General features: G+C 66.7%; 16 protein-coding genes. 8 read left to right on the top strand and 8 right to left on the bottom strand.

The window, feature by feature from the left end; translation table 11 throughout:
- Nucleotides 1–362: 362 nt before the first annotated feature.
- The 3 genes from AC4OR5_RS29655 to AC4OR5_RS29645 all read left to right on the top strand — a co-directional run bounded on the left by AC4OR5_RS29655 (nucleotide 363) and on the right by AC4OR5_RS29645 (nucleotide 3,952).
- Nucleotides 363–1,280, top strand: coding sequence for a TIGR01777 family oxidoreductase (locus AC4OR5_RS29655; protein WP_023436300.1), 918 nt, complete (start codon nucleotides 363–365; stop codon nucleotides 1,278–1,280).
- Nucleotides 1,277–2,299, top strand: coding sequence for a ferrochelatase (gene hemH, locus AC4OR5_RS29650; protein ID WP_019485344.1), 1,023 nt, complete (start codon nucleotides 1,277–1,279; stop codon nucleotides 2,297–2,299). The genes AC4OR5_RS29655 and hemH overlap by 4 nt, the downstream gene beginning before the upstream one ends.
- A gap of 279 nt (nucleotides 2,300–2,578) precedes the next feature.
- Nucleotides 2,579–3,952 (top strand): spinster family MFS transporter, encoded by a 1,374-nt coding sequence (locus AC4OR5_RS29645; protein WP_003099328.1) that lies wholly within the window; start codon nucleotides 2,579–2,581, stop codon nucleotides 3,950–3,952.
- Between the two features lies 1 nt (nucleotide 3,953).
- Here AC4OR5_RS29645 and AC4OR5_RS29640 read toward each other — a convergent pair whose 3' ends face one another.
- The 8 genes from AC4OR5_RS29640 to upp all read right to left on the bottom strand — a co-directional run bounded on the left by AC4OR5_RS29640 (nucleotide 3,954) and on the right by upp (nucleotide 11,992).
- On the bottom strand, nucleotides 3,954–4,901 hold the full coding sequence (locus tag AC4OR5_RS29640; RefSeq protein ID WP_003117435.1) for a Csu type fimbrial protein: 948 nt from the start codon (nucleotides 4,899–4,901) through the stop codon (nucleotides 3,954–3,956).
- Nucleotides 4,898–7,270 (bottom strand): fimbria/pilus outer membrane usher protein, encoded by a 2,373-nt coding sequence (locus tag AC4OR5_RS29635; protein WP_058152328.1) that lies wholly within the window; start codon nucleotides 7,268–7,270, stop codon nucleotides 4,898–4,900. Before AC4OR5_RS29635 ends, AC4OR5_RS29640 begins: the two co-directional genes overlap by 4 nt.
- Nucleotides 7,271–7,286: 16 nt before the next feature.
- Complete coding sequence (locus AC4OR5_RS29630) at nucleotides 7,287–8,075, bottom strand: fimbrial biogenesis chaperone (protein WP_058160596.1); 789 nt, start codon at nucleotides 8,073–8,075, stop codon at nucleotides 7,287–7,289.
- Between the two features lie 18 nt (nucleotides 8,076–8,093).
- The gene (locus AC4OR5_RS29625; RefSeq protein WP_049321232.1) at nucleotides 8,094–8,636 is read right to left on the bottom strand and encodes a Csu type fimbrial protein; all 543 of its coding nucleotides are present in this window, start codon (nucleotides 8,634–8,636) and stop codon (nucleotides 8,094–8,096) included.
- A complete protein-coding gene (locus AC4OR5_RS29620; RefSeq protein ID WP_003135089.1) occupies nucleotides 8,636–9,169 on the bottom strand; it encodes a Csu type fimbrial protein in 534 nt (177 codons plus the stop codon). The genes AC4OR5_RS29625 and AC4OR5_RS29620 overlap by 1 nt, the downstream gene beginning before the upstream one ends.
- 30 nt (nucleotides 9,170–9,199) lie before the next feature.
- Nucleotides 9,200–9,748, bottom strand: coding sequence for a Csu type fimbrial protein (locus tag AC4OR5_RS29615; protein ID WP_003099340.1), 549 nt, complete (start codon nucleotides 9,746–9,748; stop codon nucleotides 9,200–9,202).
- 319 nt (nucleotides 9,749–10,067) lie between these two features.
- Nucleotides 10,068–11,351, bottom strand: coding sequence for a uracil-xanthine permease family protein (locus tag AC4OR5_RS29610; RefSeq protein ID WP_003094970.1), 1,284 nt, complete (start codon nucleotides 11,349–11,351; stop codon nucleotides 10,068–10,070).
- Nucleotides 11,352–11,353: 2 nt separating this feature from the next.
- On the bottom strand, nucleotides 11,354–11,992 hold the full coding sequence (upp, locus tag AC4OR5_RS29605; protein ID WP_003094968.1) for a uracil phosphoribosyltransferase: 639 nt from the start codon (nucleotides 11,990–11,992) through the stop codon (nucleotides 11,354–11,356).
- A gap of 167 nt (nucleotides 11,993–12,159) precedes the next feature.
- Between upp and AC4OR5_RS29600 the strand changes: the two genes are divergently transcribed.
- The 5 genes from AC4OR5_RS29600 to AC4OR5_RS29580 all read left to right on the top strand — a co-directional run bounded on the left by AC4OR5_RS29600 (nucleotide 12,160) and on the right by AC4OR5_RS29580 (nucleotide 14,795).
- Nucleotides 12,160–12,717, top strand: a complete 558-nt coding sequence (locus tag AC4OR5_RS29600; RefSeq protein ID WP_003094967.1) for a hypoxanthine-guanine phosphoribosyltransferase — start codon at nucleotides 12,160–12,162, stop codon at nucleotides 12,715–12,717.
- Nucleotide 12,718: 1 nt separating this feature from the next.
- Complete coding sequence (locus AC4OR5_RS29595) at nucleotides 12,719–13,192, top strand: WbuC family cupin fold metalloprotein (RefSeq protein ID WP_003094965.1); 474 nt, start codon at nucleotides 12,719–12,721, stop codon at nucleotides 13,190–13,192.
- Nucleotides 13,193–13,254: 62 nt separating this feature from the next.
- A complete protein-coding gene (locus tag AC4OR5_RS29590) occupies nucleotides 13,255–13,740 on the top strand; it encodes a hypothetical protein (RefSeq protein ID WP_003094962.1) in 486 nt (161 codons plus the stop codon).
- Nucleotides 13,741–13,822: 82 nt separating this feature from the next.
- Nucleotides 13,823–14,113: a PA4642 family protein gene (locus AC4OR5_RS29585; RefSeq protein WP_003094960.1), complete on the top strand. Its 291-nt coding sequence runs from the start codon at nucleotides 13,823–13,825 to the stop codon at nucleotides 14,111–14,113.
- A 268-nt stretch (nucleotides 14,114–14,381) separates the two neighbouring features.
- Nucleotides 14,382–14,795, top strand: coding sequence for a VOC family protein (locus AC4OR5_RS29580; RefSeq protein ID WP_003094957.1), 414 nt, complete (start codon nucleotides 14,382–14,384; stop codon nucleotides 14,793–14,795).
- The last annotated feature ends 123 nt before the right edge of the window (nucleotides 14,796–14,918 follow it).

The raw sequence follows: 14,918 nt of genomic DNA, 5'->3' as shown, positions 1-14,918 counted from the left end.
TACAAGCTTGATTTAATGTACAGTGTTGCGCGTGCTTCGAGGCGCACCTTGCGTCGCGCTGATGGCGCGCTTGCGGCGCACGGCTCGCTTCCTGGCCTGTCGAACCTTCAGACGTTCCGTTCGGAAGTATCAACCGAGTTATCTGAAGAATAGACGGCTGGCGCCGTTCACTAAGGCACCAATGCGATGCAAGCCCTGTTCCTTGGCTGAGTCGAAAACGACGCCAGGGTTCCCCGGCCGGAGCCGACGGATCTTCCATTCACAGGATAACGCCGGAATGGGGGGAGGATGCACGGTCATCGGGCAGATCGATGTCCAGGGTCCAGACTGAAAGGGCACGCAGGCAAAACGAGGAGACAGCCATGCACATTCTCTTGACCGGCGGTACCGGCCTGATGGGACGCCGCCTGTGCGCCCGCTGGCGACAGGCCGGGCACCGGCTGACCGTGTTCAGCCGGCGGCCGCAGCAGGTGGAATCGCTGTGCGGCGCCGGCGTGCGCGGCATCGATCGTTTCGACGAGTACGGCGACCAGCCGCTCGACGCGGTGGTCAACCTGGCCGGCGAGCCGATCGCGGACAAACCCTGGAGCCACAAGCGCAAGGCGCTGCTGTGGGAAAGCCGGGTACGCCTTACCGAGCGCCTGGTGGAATGGCTGGACGCTCGCGAGCAGCGTCCGGACCTTCTGTTATCGGGTTCTGCGGTGGGTTGGTATGGCGACAGCGGCGAGCGCCCGGTGACCGAGGAGGGGGCGGCGGCCGGCGAGGATTTCGCCAGCGAGCTATGCCTCGCCTGGGAGCAGATCGCCCGCGAGGCGGAGAAGCTCGGCACCCGTGTCGTGCTGCTGCGCACCGGCCTGGTGCTGGCCCCCGAGGGCGGCTTCCTCGGGCGCCTGTTGCCGCTCTACCGGCTCGGCCTGGGCGGACCGCTGGGTGACGGCCGGCAATGGATGCCGTGGATTCATATCGAGGATCAAATCGAGCTGATCGATTTTCTTTTGCGGCGGCCCGATGCCAGCGGTCCCTATAATGCGTGCGCTCCCAACCCGGTGCGCAACCGCGATTTCGCCAAGGCCCTGGGCCGGGCGCTGCACAAGCCGGCGCGGATACCGACCCCCGGGTTCGTCCTGCGCCTCGGGCTGGGAGAAATGTCCGGATTGCTGCTCGGCGGCCAGCGAGCCTTGCCGCAACGCTTGCAGGATGCCGGCTACCGTTTTCAATTCACCGACCTGGACGTGGCGCTGGCCGATGTCCTGGACGCCCGACGAAAGGATCAGGCATGACCGAGAATGCCCTGCTGTTGCTCAACCTGGGCTCCCCGGATTCGACCCGGGTGGAGGATGTCCGCCGCTATCTCGACCAGTTCCTCATGGATCCCTACGTGGTCGACCTGCCCTGGCCGCTGCGGCGCCTGCTGGTGTCGCTGATCCTGATCAAGCGTCCGGCCGAATCGGCGCACGCCTACAGCTCGATCTGGTGGGACGAAGGGTCGCCACTGATCGTCCTCAGTCGTCGCCTGCAGGAAGCGATGAAGCCGCACTGGCCGCATGGACCGGTGGAACTGGCGATGCGCTACGGCCAGCCGGCCATCGAGAAGGTCCTCCTCGACCTGGCGCGCCGCGGTATCCGGCGGGTGACCCTGGCGCCGCTGTATCCACAGTTCGCCGACAGCACCACGACCACCGCCGAACAAGAGGTGCGCCGGGTGATCGCCGCCCATCGCCTGGAGCTGGAGGTCAGCACGCTGCCGCCGTTCTACGACCAGCCGGTCTACCTCGATGCCCTGGTGGAAAGCGTGCGTCCGTACCTGCAGCAGCCCCACGACCATCTGTTGCTGAGCTTCCATGGCTTGCCCGAGCGGCACATCCGCAAGCTGGTGAAGGATCCTGCCCACGACCTGCTGGCCGAGAACAGCCGCAACGTCAGCCCCGAAGCCCTCGCCCTCTGCTACCGCAGCCAGTGCCTGCGCACCGCCGAGGCCTTCGCCGAGCGCGCCGGCCTGGAGCAGGGGCGCTGGTCGGTGGCGTTCCAGTCGCGCCTGGGGCGCGCCAAGTGGATCGAGCCCTATACCGACGCCAAGCTCGACGAACTGGTGCAGCGTGGGGTGAAGCGCCTGCTGGTGATGTGCCCGGCGTTCGTCGCCGACTGCATCGAGACTCTGGAGGAAATCGGCATGCGCGGCCGCGAGCAGTTCATCAGTGCCGGCGGCGAGGACCTGGTGCTGATTCCCTGCCTCAACGACCACCCCGCCTGGGTCGGCGCCCTGGCCGAGATGAGCGGGCGCTTGGCCAGGCCGCTCTGAGAGCCTGTTCATGATCCGCTGCGCGGCGCGGTATGACGGCTTTGAAGTGCTCATTTGCCGCTCGTCAGCTCCGCTTCCTCGCCCAGCTCGCGAGATGCTGGACAGGCTCTGAGCGCGCGCGGCGGCGAATGACCTGGCGGTCATTCGCCGGAACCCGCTTCCCGCATTCAGCAGTTCTATAGTCCCTTGCCCTGGGTATAAGCTCGGATGTTGCCGGCTTATCCTGCCTGTCGACCCTCCCTTCGCATCCGCCGCTTCGGCGGCGTCCAGGAGTTCGGCATGCATAACAACAATAACGGCTATCCCTCCAACCTTGCGGCCTGGACCACGGTGGCGATCCTCATGGTCGCCTATGTGCTGTCCTTCATCGACCGGCAGATCCTCAACCTGCTGGTCGGCCCGATCCGCCGCGACCTGGCCATCAGCGACACGGAAATGAGCCTGCTGATGGGCTTGTCCTTCGCCCTGTTCTACACCCTTTGCGGTATCCCGCTCGGACGCATGGCCGACAACCGCAGCCGGCGCGGCCTGATCCTGTTCGGCGTGCTGGTGTGGAGCGCGATGACCGCGGCCTGCGGTCTGGCGCGCAGCTATTGGCAATTCCTCACCTTCCGGGTCGGCGTCGGGGTCGGCGAGGCGGCGCTGTCGCCAGCGGCCTATTCGCTGATCGCCGACAGCTTCCCGCGCGAGCGTCGGGCGACGGCGATCAGCGTCTACTCGATGGGCATCTACCTGGGCTCGGGGCTGGCCTTCCTGCTCGGCGGGCTGGTGATCAAGTTCGCCTCGGCCCAGGGCGACGTGCATCTGCCGCTGTTCGGCGAGGTGCGCCCGTGGCAACTGATCTTCCTCATCCTCGGCGCCGCCGGCGTGCTCTTCTGCCTGTTGCTGCTGGCGATCCGCGAGCCGGCCCGGCGCGGAGTCGGCGCAGGCGTGGCGGTGCCGCTGGGCGAGGTCGGCGCCTACCTGCGGGCCAACCGCAAGACCGTGCTCTGCCACAACTTCGGTTTCGCCTGCCTGTCCTTCGCCGGCTACGGCAGCGGCGCTTGGGTGCCGACCTTCTTCGTCCGCACCCACGGCTGGGACGCCGGTCATGTCGGGGTGGTCTACGGCAGCATCGTCGCGGTGTTCGGCTGTCTCGGCATCGTCTTCGGCGGGCGCCTGGCCGACTACTGGGCGAAGCGCGGGCGCAGCGACGCGAACATGCGCGTCGGGCTGCTCGCCGCCTGGGCGGTGATTCCCTTCACCCTGGTCTATCCGCTGCTGGACAACGCCAATTGGGCGGCGGCGCTGATGGCGCCGACGGTGTTCTTCCTGAGCATGCCGTTCGGCGTGGCCCCGGCGGCGATCCAGGAGATCATGCCCAACTCGATGCGCGGCCAGGCCTCGGCGATCTACCTGTTCGTGGTCACCCTGTTCGGTCTCGGCGTGGGCCCGACGGCGGTGGCGCTGGTCACCGATTTCGTCTTCGCCGACGACATGGCGCTGCGCTACTCGCTGCTGCTGGTGACCCTGGCCGCGGTGCTCGGCGCGGTGGTCCTGCTGGGGATCGGCCTCAAGCCCTATCGCGCCAGCCTGGAGCACCTGAAGGACTGGAGCCTGCGACGGGAAGGCGAGGGCGGCGAGGATTGGAAGGCGTCCCGGCAGCCGGCCTGACTCAGTAGGTGAGGATGACCCGCACGGTATCGCTGTAGGTACCGGCGGGGACGTTGCCCTGTGCCGGGTTGACGATGGCCCGGTACGGCACGTTCTGCGCGGCGCCGCTACCGGTGCCTGCCTGGGTGTTGCTGGTGGTCCAGACCGTCGAGTCGCCCGGTTTGTAGAGGTTGTACTGGATCGCGTTGGCGCCGCTGAGCATTCGCCGCCAGCCGCCGCTGAAGTTGTTGCCGTTGTCGAAGCCGATGGTATAGGTGGCGTTCAGGGTGCAGCGCACGCCAATGTTCTGGTTCACCGCGGTGAAGGCCGAGACCAGCGCGGCGCTGCCGAAGCTGAGGTCCGGAGCGCTGTCGATGAAGCAGTCCTTGAGCACCGTCAGGGTAACGTTGACGCTGCTGCTGGCGGTGCCGTCGTCGTACACGCAGAGTCCCAGGGCACCGGCGGCGCAGAGGTGCCAGGCCCAGTTCAGGCCAATGGTATCGGTATAGGTGCCGGCCGGCAGGGTCACCCCGGTGGCGGTGCGCAGGTACAGCGGCAGGCTGCCGTCGGTGGCGTTGAACAGGCCGAGGATGCCGAGGAAGGTGGTGCTGCTCCAGCGTACCGTCGAGCCGACGTTGTAGACGGTGCCGCAGCCGTTGTCCTTGCAGATGCTGTAGGGCAGGTAGGTGCCGCTGGCGGCGTTGTACAGCCGCGGCGTGGTGCCCAGCGGATTGGCGGTGCTGGCGATGGTCGCGTCGATGGTGTTGGTGCTGAGGATCGACAACAGGCTGCCGGTGCACTTGAAGCCGGTGGTGCCGGTGATGGTCTGGGCGGTGCTGGCCACGGTGAACGAGCTCAGGCTGCCGAAATTGCCGGTGCCGGAGCTGGTGGTGCAGGCGGCGAGCAGCAACGGGCTGGCGCAGAGCGTAGCGAAGCCGAGCAGGCAGGCGGACGTGGAGTGGCGGCTCATGGCGTATCTCCGATGGGGGCCGAGCAGGTCAGCGGGCCGACCTGGCTGACGGTGGGTTTGCGCGTGTCCAGGCGGAAGCGTGCCTGGCAGGCCCGGCCGTCGGGGCGGACCACGCGTAGCTGGTTGTCGCTTTGCAATCCTTCGAAATAGACCTGGCCGTCCCAGCCGACGCTGGCGCGCTGGCCGCTGCCGGTTTCTTCGGCCTGGCTGCCCAGCGGCAGCGGTTCGCCGCGCTCGTCCACCAGGCTGATGCTGGCGGCGACCACGGCACGGATCGGGAAATCCAGCAGCAGGCCGCTGCCCTGGCGTACCGCCACGCGCTGCTCGACTTCGGGCGCGCTGACGTTGGCCGGAAGGTCCAGCGGCTCGATCTGGAACTTCGCCGGGTAGTAGGCCGCGACCCAGGGCACCAGCAGGTGGCCGTTGTCGTCGGTGCTGCCCATCAGTTGGTTCTCGTAGCGGATCGGCACCTGTGGATAACCCTTGGTGCTGACCAGGACGAAGGCGTCGTTGATCCGGTTGCTGGCGAACACGGCGTTGTCCATCCATACCAGCGAGCCGCTGAGATCGGCCCAGCGCGTGTAGTTGCCGGTCTCGCCATAGAGGCCGCCCTGCAGTTGCACGTTCTGCATGCGCCAGGTCAGGTCGGCCTGCTGGTAGCGGCTGGCGCCGCCGCCATAGCCGAGGTTCCAGCCGAGACCGCCCTGGCTCGGCGTGGAGCGGCTCCAGATCACCCGCTCGCTGTAGCGCCGGTCGCTGTCGCGGGTGACGCCGATGTTCAGCAGGCCGTTGATGTCGAAGGGAATCACCAGTTGCATCAGCGCGCTGTAGCCGTCGCCGTCGAGATCCTTGTTCAGCGCCAGGTAGAAGCTGCTACGGCTGCCGACCGGGCGGCTGTAGGAGAGGTTGGCCAGGCGCGTGCGGCTGCCGTCGCGGGCGCGGATGTCGAAGTAGCCGGCACCGATGGTGCCCTGCTCGTCGAAGGTCAGGCTGGCGGTAGCCTGGTCGGTGCGCCGGCTCAACTGGTACTCGCCGTCCAGGGTGCCGAGGTCGCCATAGCCGGCGCTGCGCTCGATGTGTTGCAGGCTGAGGCCGAGCCGTCGCGAATAGTAGGAGTAGCCGAGCAGGTATTGCTGGCCGCTGTCGCCCTGGCCGTCGCTGCCGCTGGCCGCCAGGCTGAGGGTGCCGAAGGTGGCCACGGCGATGTCGCCGCCGATGCCGAGCAGGCGCAGGTCGCTGGCGGCCTCGGCGTGGGTGGAGAGGGTCAGGCGGTCGCTGACGCCGTAGCGGTAGATGCCGCTGACGGCGTTGTCGGCATAGGAGAAGTTGCGCAGGCCGTAGTCGTCGCGCAGGCGCCCGACGGACAGGTCGAAATCGCTCAGGCCGCGCGCCAGCAGGGTGTTGGATACGTAGAACGGCAGGCTGGTCACCACTTGTCGGCCCTGGGCGTCGGTGGTCACCACCGTGGCTTCGCCGGCTCCGTTGATGTACGGCACGTTGCTGATGGCGAAGGGACCGGGCTGCAGGTCGGCGCTGCTGGCCTTGTAGCCGTTGATGAACAGGTCGACGGTGCTGGGTACGGCGGCCTGGCCGTCGAAGCGCAGCAGCGGATAGGTGACCAGGTCCGGACGTACGCCGAAGTTGCGGGCGAAGCGAAAGCCGCCCATGCGTACCGGGGTGGTCCAGTTCAGCGCGCCGTTGACGTAGTCGCCCAGTTGGTAGCTGTGCATGTTGCGTTCGTCGTTGTACAGCCAGTAGGTGTCGTAGCGCAGGTAGCGGCTGTCGAGGTTGTCGGCGTCGCCGAAATAGCGGGTGTAGACGCCGGTGTTGGAGATCACCCCGAAGCCGTCGAACAGACGTTGCTCGAGCAGCGCGGAAAGCCAGGGCGTGGCGCCGTCGGCGGGGTCCGAGTAGTACAGGTCGTAGTTGAACAGCGCGCCGAGGCTGCTGCGCGCCGGGGCGCGGGCGACCAGTCCGGGATCGTCGAAGCGCTGCTCCGGCAGCCAGTCCGGCGGCACTTGCAGGTGCAGTTGCTGGCTGGCGCTGTCATAGTCCGCCCGGACCTCGGGCAGGGCGTCCACCGCGACCTGTCCGGCGGGGTTGCCAGGCAGGCGCACGCCGGCTTCGCGCAGGGCCGCGGCGTCGAGCAGGTAATGGCCATCGGCGGCGTTGACCGGCACCACCTGGCCGCTGTCGCGGCCGTTGATCACCAGTTCCAGGTAGTAGAGGACGTTGCCGCCGCCGGACGGAGCGGGTTGCGGCGGCGGCAGTCCGGCCAGGTAGTCCGCCGCATGGACAGGGGAGAGCAGCGCCAGGCCGATCAGTAGCGAGCGGTGGCGGCGAGAGCGCCGCTGACACGGGCGAGGCACGGGACCGACGTCCGCCTCAGTACCCGGGAACGCTGATCGGCGCGTCGTTGTCCGCCAGTTGCAGTTTCAGGGTCATGCCGGCGTCCGGCAACAGCCCCGGCGGCAGCGGCCAGCGCATCTGCCGGCCGGGCAGCACGTAGCCGAGCAGGCCGTCCAGCAGTGCCAGGCTGCGGCCGTTGCCCTCCCAGCGGACATGGCTCAGGCGGGCGTGCACGCTACCCTCGTTGCGCACCTGCAGGTAACGCTTGCCCTGTTCCTCGACCAGCCGCCAGGCCAGCTTCGGCCGGGTCGCGTCGGCCGGGTCGCGCTCGACATCGCTGCGGGGCTGGGTCCAGACGCCGTCGGCGCTGACGAACAGCGGCACCGAATAGCGCATCTGGAACTGCAGGGCGAGACCGGGGCTTCGTTGCGTCTGCCCCGCGCTGCCGTCGGGCACTTCATCGATCAGCACCCGGTAGGCGTCCTCCGGCGTGCTGGGCTGGCCGCCCTGGCGGATCAGCCGGACCAGCTGCCGGCGGCCCGGCTCGACCTTGACGAAGGGCGGGCTGGGAATCACTGCCTGCTGGTTGCGATAGACGTCCTGGAAATCCGCCTGGGACCAGCCGAGCACGCGCACCTGCAGGGTCACCGGTTGCTTGCCGCGATTCTCCAGCCACAGCGCGGTGGCCGGTTGGTCGGCTTCGATGGCCGGGTTGATCGGCCAGATCAGCACCGCACTGGCGGCTTGTGCCGGGCCGTCCAGGAACAGCGCCAGCAGCGCCGCAAGCCAGCGGCCGGGGCGGAGAGGTAGGTGTGGACTGGGCATGTGATCCTCCATGACGGCTCAGAACGAAAGGGTGACGGTGACGGTATCGCGGTAGTTGCCGGCGGACGGCAGGCTGCCGACCGCGAACAGGCGTGCGTATACCGTGTAGGTCTGGGTGCTGGCGGGAAAGTTGGCGATGGTCCGCGCGAGTGCCCCGTTGCCCCAGACCTGGGAGTAGGCGGCATCCTGGTAGAGCTGGTAGGCGAGGGTCTCGTTACCGCTCACCCGCTTCAGGTAGCGCTGGCTGCTGCTGCCGCCATTGACCCCGTAGTCGAGGGCGACGGAGACGGTCATTCCCGGAGTGCAGGTCAGGACGATGGAGCCGGCCCCGGAGCTGCTGGCGACGTTAACCGGACTGGCCAGGTTGCCGAGGGTGCCGAAGCTCAGGGTGCCGAGGTCATAGGCGTTGTTGCTGATGGCGGTGCCGAAGGCGCAGCCGTTGGCGACCACCGCCTGGACCTGGAAGGCGCGGCTGATCGGCGATGGATCGGCATGCGCGACCAGGCTCGGCAGCGGGAGCAGGAGAAGCGACAGGAGTAGACGCCGGCTGGACATCGGCATCACCAGCTGATGGTCACGTTGACGGTGTCGCGGTAGGTCCCGGCGACCGGCGTGGTCTGTGCCGGCACCAGGCCGTAGATGGGGTACCACTGGTCGTTGCCGTTGCCGGTGGCGGCAACGCCGGTGGTGTTGTCCCAGACGATGCCGCCGGGGCGGTCGCTGTACAGGTTGTAGGTCAGGGTGAGGGCGGTGTTGGCGATGTTCGCCATGCGCCGCGTGGCGACGCTGCCGTAGAGCCCGCCGTCGAGCGTGATCGCATAGGTCTGGCCGCTGACGCACTTGACCCGGATGGAGCCTGCGCCTTGCTGGCTGGTGGCGCTGATGGCGTTGTTCAGGGAGGCGTACTGGCCGAAGTCGAGGGTGCCGAAGGTGATCGCGCCGCCGCTGCCGACGCTACCTGCCTCGCAGGCCGGGAGCAGCGTGGCGCTCAGGACGATGGTGGCGGTCTGCGCGTTTGCCGGGTTGCAGCCGAGCAGGCAGAGCAGTCCTCCGGTGAAGTAGCGGTTCAGGCTCATCGGTCCCCCCAGGACCATGCTGCCTGGCGCCGCGCCTGGCGGCGCGTCTTACCAGGCGATGGTGACCAGCAGGGTGTCGGTGTAGGTCCCCGCCGTCGGCGTGGGCGTGCTTTGTCCGGTGGGCACCACGCGGCCATAGAGGGGGATGTTGACCGCGGTGCCGGTGGAGACCGAGGAGATGTCCACCGGTGTGTTGGCCTGGATCAGCGCGCTGCGCGCGGCGTCCGAATAGATGTTGTAGGCGATGGTGCTGCTGGTGGTGGTGGTGTTCTGCATGTAGCGCTGGCCGCCGCTGGCGTGCAGGCCTGCGTTCACCGTCAGGCTCGGGGTCAGGCCGGTGCTGCACTGGATCTGGATATTGCCGCTGGTGCCGACGGTCTGCGCGTCGACCACGTTGGTGAGGTCGGAATGGCTGCCGAAGTCCAGGGTTCCCCACTGGTTGATACCGCCGCTGACGCTGCCGTTGATGATGGTGCAGCCGGCACCGATGACCATCTGCACGCCGACCTGGCCGATCAGCGTACCGGCGGCCTGGGCGGTGCCCAGCAGGCTGGCGCAGGCACAGAACAACAAGACTGCCGGAATGCGTTTATTCATCTCTAACTTCCTGTCGATAATGAATGTCGGTGGCGCAGGACGATGTTGGCGGATAAATAAAGTTCCCACGACTTTAAATGATCGGCCTTATATGTCCGTAAAACTCTAAGTTCATGGATGGCACGGCGCAGAGCGGTCGCCAGTCATGCTTGACTGGCTATATAGCAGCGCGAGTAGATCTCTGCCAGTCAGATGGCGTGGTTATTTGGGAAATGCAAGGAAGTTTAATTACAAAGTAATAAGCGATTGACTACATGATTTGAAAATAACGAGGCGGGTGGAATACGGACGGAACAGCGAAGTGTTCCGCCCGTTGGTTTCAGTGCGAATCCTTGTGCTGTTCGTCGAGCGCCTTGTTCTGCCAGCCGTCATTGCCCGGCAGCAGCAGGTTGAGGACGATGGCGACGATGGCGCACAGGGCGATGCCCTTCAGGCCGATGTCGTCGGGACCGGTACCGCTGCCGATCAGCACGCCGCCGATGCCGAACACCAGCGTCACCGAGACGATCACCAGGTTGCGCGCTTCCGAGAGGTCGACCTTGTGCCGGATCAGGGTGTTCATGCCGACCGAGGCGATGGTGCCGAACAGCAGGCAGAGGATGCCGCCCATCACCGGTACCGGGATGCTTTGCAGGATCGCGCCGAACTTGCCGACGAAGGCCAGGGTGATGGCGATCACCGCCGCCCAGGTCATGATCTTCGGGTTGTAGTTCTTGGTCAGCATCACTGCGCCGGTGACTTCCGCGTAGGTGGTGTTGGGCGGTCCGCCGAACAGGCCGGCGGCCGAGGTGGCCAGGCCGTCGCCAAGGAGGGTGCGGTGCAGGCCGGGCTTCTTCAGGTAGTCCTGGCCGGTGACGCCGCCCACCGCGATGACCCCGCCGATATGCTCGATGGCCGGGGCCAGGGCCACCGGGACGATGAACAGGATCGCCTGCCAGTTGAATTCCGGCGCGGTGAATTTCGGCAGTTCCAGCCAGGGTGCGGCGACGATCGCGGCGGTGTCGACCACGCCGAAGACGAACGACAGGGCGAAGCCGACCAGCACGCCGGCGATGATCGGCACCAGGCGGAAGATACCCTTGCCGAATACCGCCACCACCAGGGTGGTGAGCAGCGCCGGCATCGAGATCATCATCGCGGTGCGGTACGGCAGCAGCTCGCTGCCGTCGCCGGCCTTGCCCATCGCCATGTTCGCCGCGATCGGCGCCATCGCCAGGCCGATCGAGATGATCACCGGGCCGATCACCACCGGCGGCAGCAGTTTATCGATGAAGCCGGTGCCCTTGATCTTCACCGCCAGGCCCATGAAGGTGTAGACGAAGCCGGCGGCGACCACCCCGCCCATGGTCGCGGCCAGGCCGAACTGGCCCTTGGCGAGGATGATCGGGGTGATGAAGGCGAAGCTGGAGGCGAGGAACACCGGTACCTGGCGCCCGGTCACCAATTGGAACAGCAGGGTCCCGAGGCCGGCGGTGAACAGCGCGACGTTGGGATCCAGACCGGTGATCAGCGGCATCAGCACCAGCGCGCCGAAGGCGACGAACAGCATCTGCGCGCCTGACAGCACCTGGCGCCAGAGCGGCTCCTGGAAGGCATCGCCCATGTTCAGGCTTCCTTCTGCTTGGTACCGAAGATCTTGTCGCCGGCGTCGCCCAGGCCCGGAATGATGTAGCCGTTCTCGTCGAGCTTCTCGTCGATCGAGGCGGTATAGATGATTACGTCCGGGTGGGCCTTGCGTACCGCCTCGATGCCCTCGGGGGCGGCGACCAGCACCATGGCGCGGATTTCCTTGCTGCCGGCCTTCTTCAGCAGGTCGATGGTGGCGACCATCGAGCCACCGGTGGCGAGCATCGGGTCGATGATCAGCGAGCGGCGCTCGGCGATGTCCGGCGCCAGTTTTTCCAGGTAGGTGCGTGCTTCCAGGGTCTCTTCGTTGCGGGCGACGCCGACCGCGCTGACCTTGGCGCCGGGAATCAGGCTGAGCACGCCGTCGAGCATGCCGATGCCGGCGCGCAGGATCGGCACCACGGTGATCTTCTTCCCGGAGATCTTCTCCACCGTCACCGGGCCGGCCCATCCGGGGATTTCGTACTGTTCCAGGGGCAGGTCCTTGGTCGCCTCGTAGGTCAGCAGGGCGCCGACTTCCTGGGCCAGTTCGCGGAAGTTCTTGGTGCTGATATCGGCACGGCGCATCAGGCCCAGTTTGTGGCGGATGAGGGGGTGGCGGATCTCATGTACGGGCATGGGCGACTGTCTCCAACGGGGGCGGGCAAAAAAATTGCGCTAGCGTAATGCATTCCGCACAGTCTGGACCATTATTCTGATTCGCACTCGACCGCCGGGGGTTGCCCGATGGCGACCGGATGAGTACCTTTGCCGACTTTTTCTCAGCCCAGCCAGGGAGAAGCACCATGTCCGTCGATCTCGCGCACATCCGCCAAGTCATGGCGGAAGCCGACTGCCTGTTCAACAACGACGAGGTCGAGGCAGCCATCGGTCGCGTCGCCGAGGCGATCAACCGCGATCTCGGCGAGACCAACCCGGTGGTCTTCTGCGTGATGAACGGCGGCCTGATCTTCTCCGGCAAGCTGCTCCCGCTGCTCGACTTCCCCCTCGAACTGTCCTACCTGCATGCGACCCGTTACCGCAACGAGACCTCCGGCGGCGAACTGTTCTGGAAGGCCAAGCCGGAAATCTCCTTCATCGACCGTGACGTGCTGATCATCGACGACATCCTCGACGAAGGGCACACCCTCTCGGCGATCATCGACTTCTGCAAGCATGCCGGCGCACGCGCGGTGCACACCGCCGTACTGGTGGACAAGGAACACGAGCGCAAGGCCCGGCCCGACCTCAAGGCCAGCTTCACGGGCCTCTACTGTGCCGACCGCTACGTGTTCGGCTACGGCATGGACTACAAGGGCTACTGGCGCAACGCCGCGGGCATCTTCGCGGTCAAGGGGCTCTGAGATGGCCGGACCGCGCTACCTCGACCAGCAATTGTTCGCCGAACTGGCGAGCGGGGCGGGTAACGCGCCGCGTGGTCGCCAGCATCACAACTTCCACCGCATGGAGGAGCCCTGCCACCGCATGGCAGTGGGCCTCCAGCCGAATACCTACATCCCGCCGCACCGGCACCTGGATGCGGGCAAGGCCGAGGCGCTGATCGTGCTAAAGGGCCGTCTCGGCCTGCTGGTCTTCGCCGAAGACGGGGAACTCCTCGACAAGCGCGAGTTGAGCGCCGCTGGGGACTGCCCCGGTGTCGACCTGCCGCCCGGGGTGTTCCATGCCCTGGTGGTGCTGGAGCCGGACAGCATCCTGTTCGAATGCAAGGCCGGGCCTTACCGCCCGCTCGGCGAAGGCGAGTTCGCCAGTTGGGCGCCTGCCGAAGGCAGCGCCGATGCGCCGGCCTACCGGGACTGGATGCGCGCCCAGTTCGCCTGAGCGCTTCGGCGGCGGGTCGGCAGCCATGCTAGAGTGCCGGCTCGCCCTGTCCGGAGGTCCCGATGTTCGCCCGTAGCCTGTGCGGCTCCCTGCTCCTGTTCGTCAGTCTGGCCGGCCTGGCCGCCGAGAATCCCCCGATGCACGCGCGCTTCCTGCCGCCCGACGACGGCCAGTTGCGCCAGGAGGCGCCGGAGCAGCAGCAACTGATCCAGATCACCGAGTACAGCGTGGTGCTGGGCAACCAGCGGCAGTCCAACCAGCAGCCGATCCCGATCACCACGCCGACCCTGCTGCGCCTGAAGGGCAAGCCGTTGAGCAAGGGCGCGACCCTGGCCCAGGTGCTGATCCAGTTCGACAGCGAAGGCAAGAGCCTGAAGAAGCCGGTCTACGATGCCGGGACCCGCACCCTCACGCTCAACTACCCGCTGGCGCAGTACCCGGCGTTGCTCGACCTGCTGCGCAACCAAACGGTCTATTGCCAGTTCCTCGCCTATCCCAACGGCCATGTCTGGGCCGACCTGCACACCGGCGCGGTACGCGCGCGTTGAGCCTCGCCGCGCGCCGGGAGTAAACTGCCTGGCCTTATCCCGCGCCGGGCGAGCCCGGCCCCAGAGCCGTTGAGAGAAAGCGATGCGCAAAGACAAGAAACAGATCATTGGCGAAGAGATCAGTGACGAGTCGATCAAGCTGTTCCTCGGCGTCGAGCCGGCCGACGACACGCCCCCCTCGCTGCACAAGCTGATCAAGGCCTATCGCGGCCTGCGCATCGACGACTTCGAGCGCTTCCTCACCTTCTTCCGCGAGGCCGGCTACGATCTCGACGCGCGCGACGCCAAGGGCAACGACTTCGTCGCCCTGGTCGCCGACCAGCGCCAGGCCGCGCCCTACATCGAAGCGCTGCAGGCGGCCAAGGGCGCCTGAGCCGGCCATGCAGCGAAAAGCCCGCCCTTCGGCGGGTTTTTTCGTTGCGCGGTCCGCCGAGTCACGCCCGTCGGAGAACGCCAGCATCCGAATGGCGGCTGGCGGTGGCAAGGGTCGATAGACGCCGCGCGGGCCCCGCCGCGGTCGTGGATCGCCAGGGCGGCGGGGAGGGGCGAATGGCCAGGACTGCGTTATTCACTCTGCGAGAGGCTGCCTGTCGGCTGCTGCTTTTCTACACTCACAGGAAAAACAGCCTGCCGAGGTTCCCATGTACGTCCAGCCCTACGTCTGCTTCAACGGCCGTTGCGAAGAGGCCCTGCGTTTCTATGAACACGCCATCGGTGCCAGGGTGAGTTTCCTGTTCCGCTTCGACGAGGCGCCCGGTCCGGTGGTGGTGCCGGAAGGCTGGTGCGACAAGGTGATGCACGCCAACCTGCAGATCGGCGACAGCCAGATCATGGCCTCGGACGGGCACGGGCCGGCGTTGCAGCCGATCTCCGGGATTTCCCTTTCGCTGAATACCCGCGACCCGCAGCAGGCGCGGCGCTGCTATGACGCCTTGCTGGAGGACGGCGGGCGGGTCGAGCTGGAGTTGGGCAAGACCTTCTGGTCGCCCTGTTTCGGTACCCTGGTGGACCGTTTCGGGGTGTCCTGGATGATCAATTGCGAGGCCGGCGCCTGACTCCGTGTCTAGTCCTGAAATAGGTTTACACCTGCTCAGGTAGGCCGATAGGTCTCAAAGCGCCCGATGCACCGCATCGGGCGTTTTGTTTTTCAGGGCCATGTGAGGCCGCTCTGTGTTGTA

This window comes from Pseudomonas sp. YA1, assembly GCF_058680555.1.
The sequence above is the reverse complement of the archived record's forward strand: the minus strand, read 5'-3'. Positions and strand labels throughout refer to the sequence as shown.

What these genes read in the sequence shown, in the direction of transcription:
- AC4OR5_RS29655 (WP_023436300.1), top strand. Translation starts at nt 363, where the DNA reads ATGCACATTCTCTTGACCGGCGGTACCGGCCTGATGGGACGCCGCCTG.
- hemH (WP_019485344.1), top strand. Translation starts at nt 1,277, where the DNA reads ATGACCGAGAATGCCCTGCTGTTGCTCAACCTGGGCTCCCCGGATTCG.
- AC4OR5_RS29645 (WP_003099328.1), top strand. Translation starts at nt 2,579, where the DNA reads ATGCATAACAACAATAACGGCTATCCCTCCAACCTTGCGGCCTGGACC.
- AC4OR5_RS29640 (WP_003117435.1), bottom strand. Translation starts at nt 4,901, where the DNA reads ATGAGCCGCCACTCCACGTCCGCCTGCCTGCTCGGCTTCGCTACGCTC.
- AC4OR5_RS29630 (WP_058160596.1), bottom strand. Translation starts at nt 8,075, where the DNA reads ATGCCCAGTCCACACCTACCTCTCCGCCCCGGCCGCTGGCTTGCGGCG.
- AC4OR5_RS29625 (WP_049321232.1), bottom strand. Translation starts at nt 8,636, where the DNA reads ATGCCGATGTCCAGCCGGCGTCTACTCCTGTCGCTTCTCCTGCTCCCG.
- AC4OR5_RS29620 (WP_003135089.1), bottom strand. Translation starts at nt 9,169, where the DNA reads ATGGTCCTGGGGGGACCGATGAGCCTGAACCGCTACTTCACCGGAGGA.
- AC4OR5_RS29615 (WP_003099340.1), bottom strand. Translation starts at nt 9,748, where the DNA reads ATGAATAAACGCATTCCGGCAGTCTTGTTGTTCTGTGCCTGCGCCAGC.
- AC4OR5_RS29610 (WP_003094970.1), bottom strand. Translation starts at nt 11,351, where the DNA reads ATGGGCGATGCCTTCCAGGAGCCGCTCTGGCGCCAGGTGCTGTCAGGC.
- upp (WP_003094968.1), bottom strand. Translation starts at nt 11,992, where the DNA reads ATGCCCGTACATGAGATCCGCCACCCCCTCATCCGCCACAAACTGGGC.
- AC4OR5_RS29600 (WP_003094967.1), top strand. Translation starts at nt 12,160, where the DNA reads ATGTCCGTCGATCTCGCGCACATCCGCCAAGTCATGGCGGAAGCCGAC.
- AC4OR5_RS29595 (WP_003094965.1), top strand. Translation starts at nt 12,719, where the DNA reads ATGGCCGGACCGCGCTACCTCGACCAGCAATTGTTCGCCGAACTGGCG.
- AC4OR5_RS29590 (WP_003094962.1), top strand. Translation starts at nt 13,255, where the DNA reads ATGTTCGCCCGTAGCCTGTGCGGCTCCCTGCTCCTGTTCGTCAGTCTG.
- AC4OR5_RS29585 (WP_003094960.1), top strand. Translation starts at nt 13,823, where the DNA reads ATGCGCAAAGACAAGAAACAGATCATTGGCGAAGAGATCAGTGACGAG.
- AC4OR5_RS29580 (WP_003094957.1), top strand. Translation starts at nt 14,382, where the DNA reads ATGTACGTCCAGCCCTACGTCTGCTTCAACGGCCGTTGCGAAGAGGCC.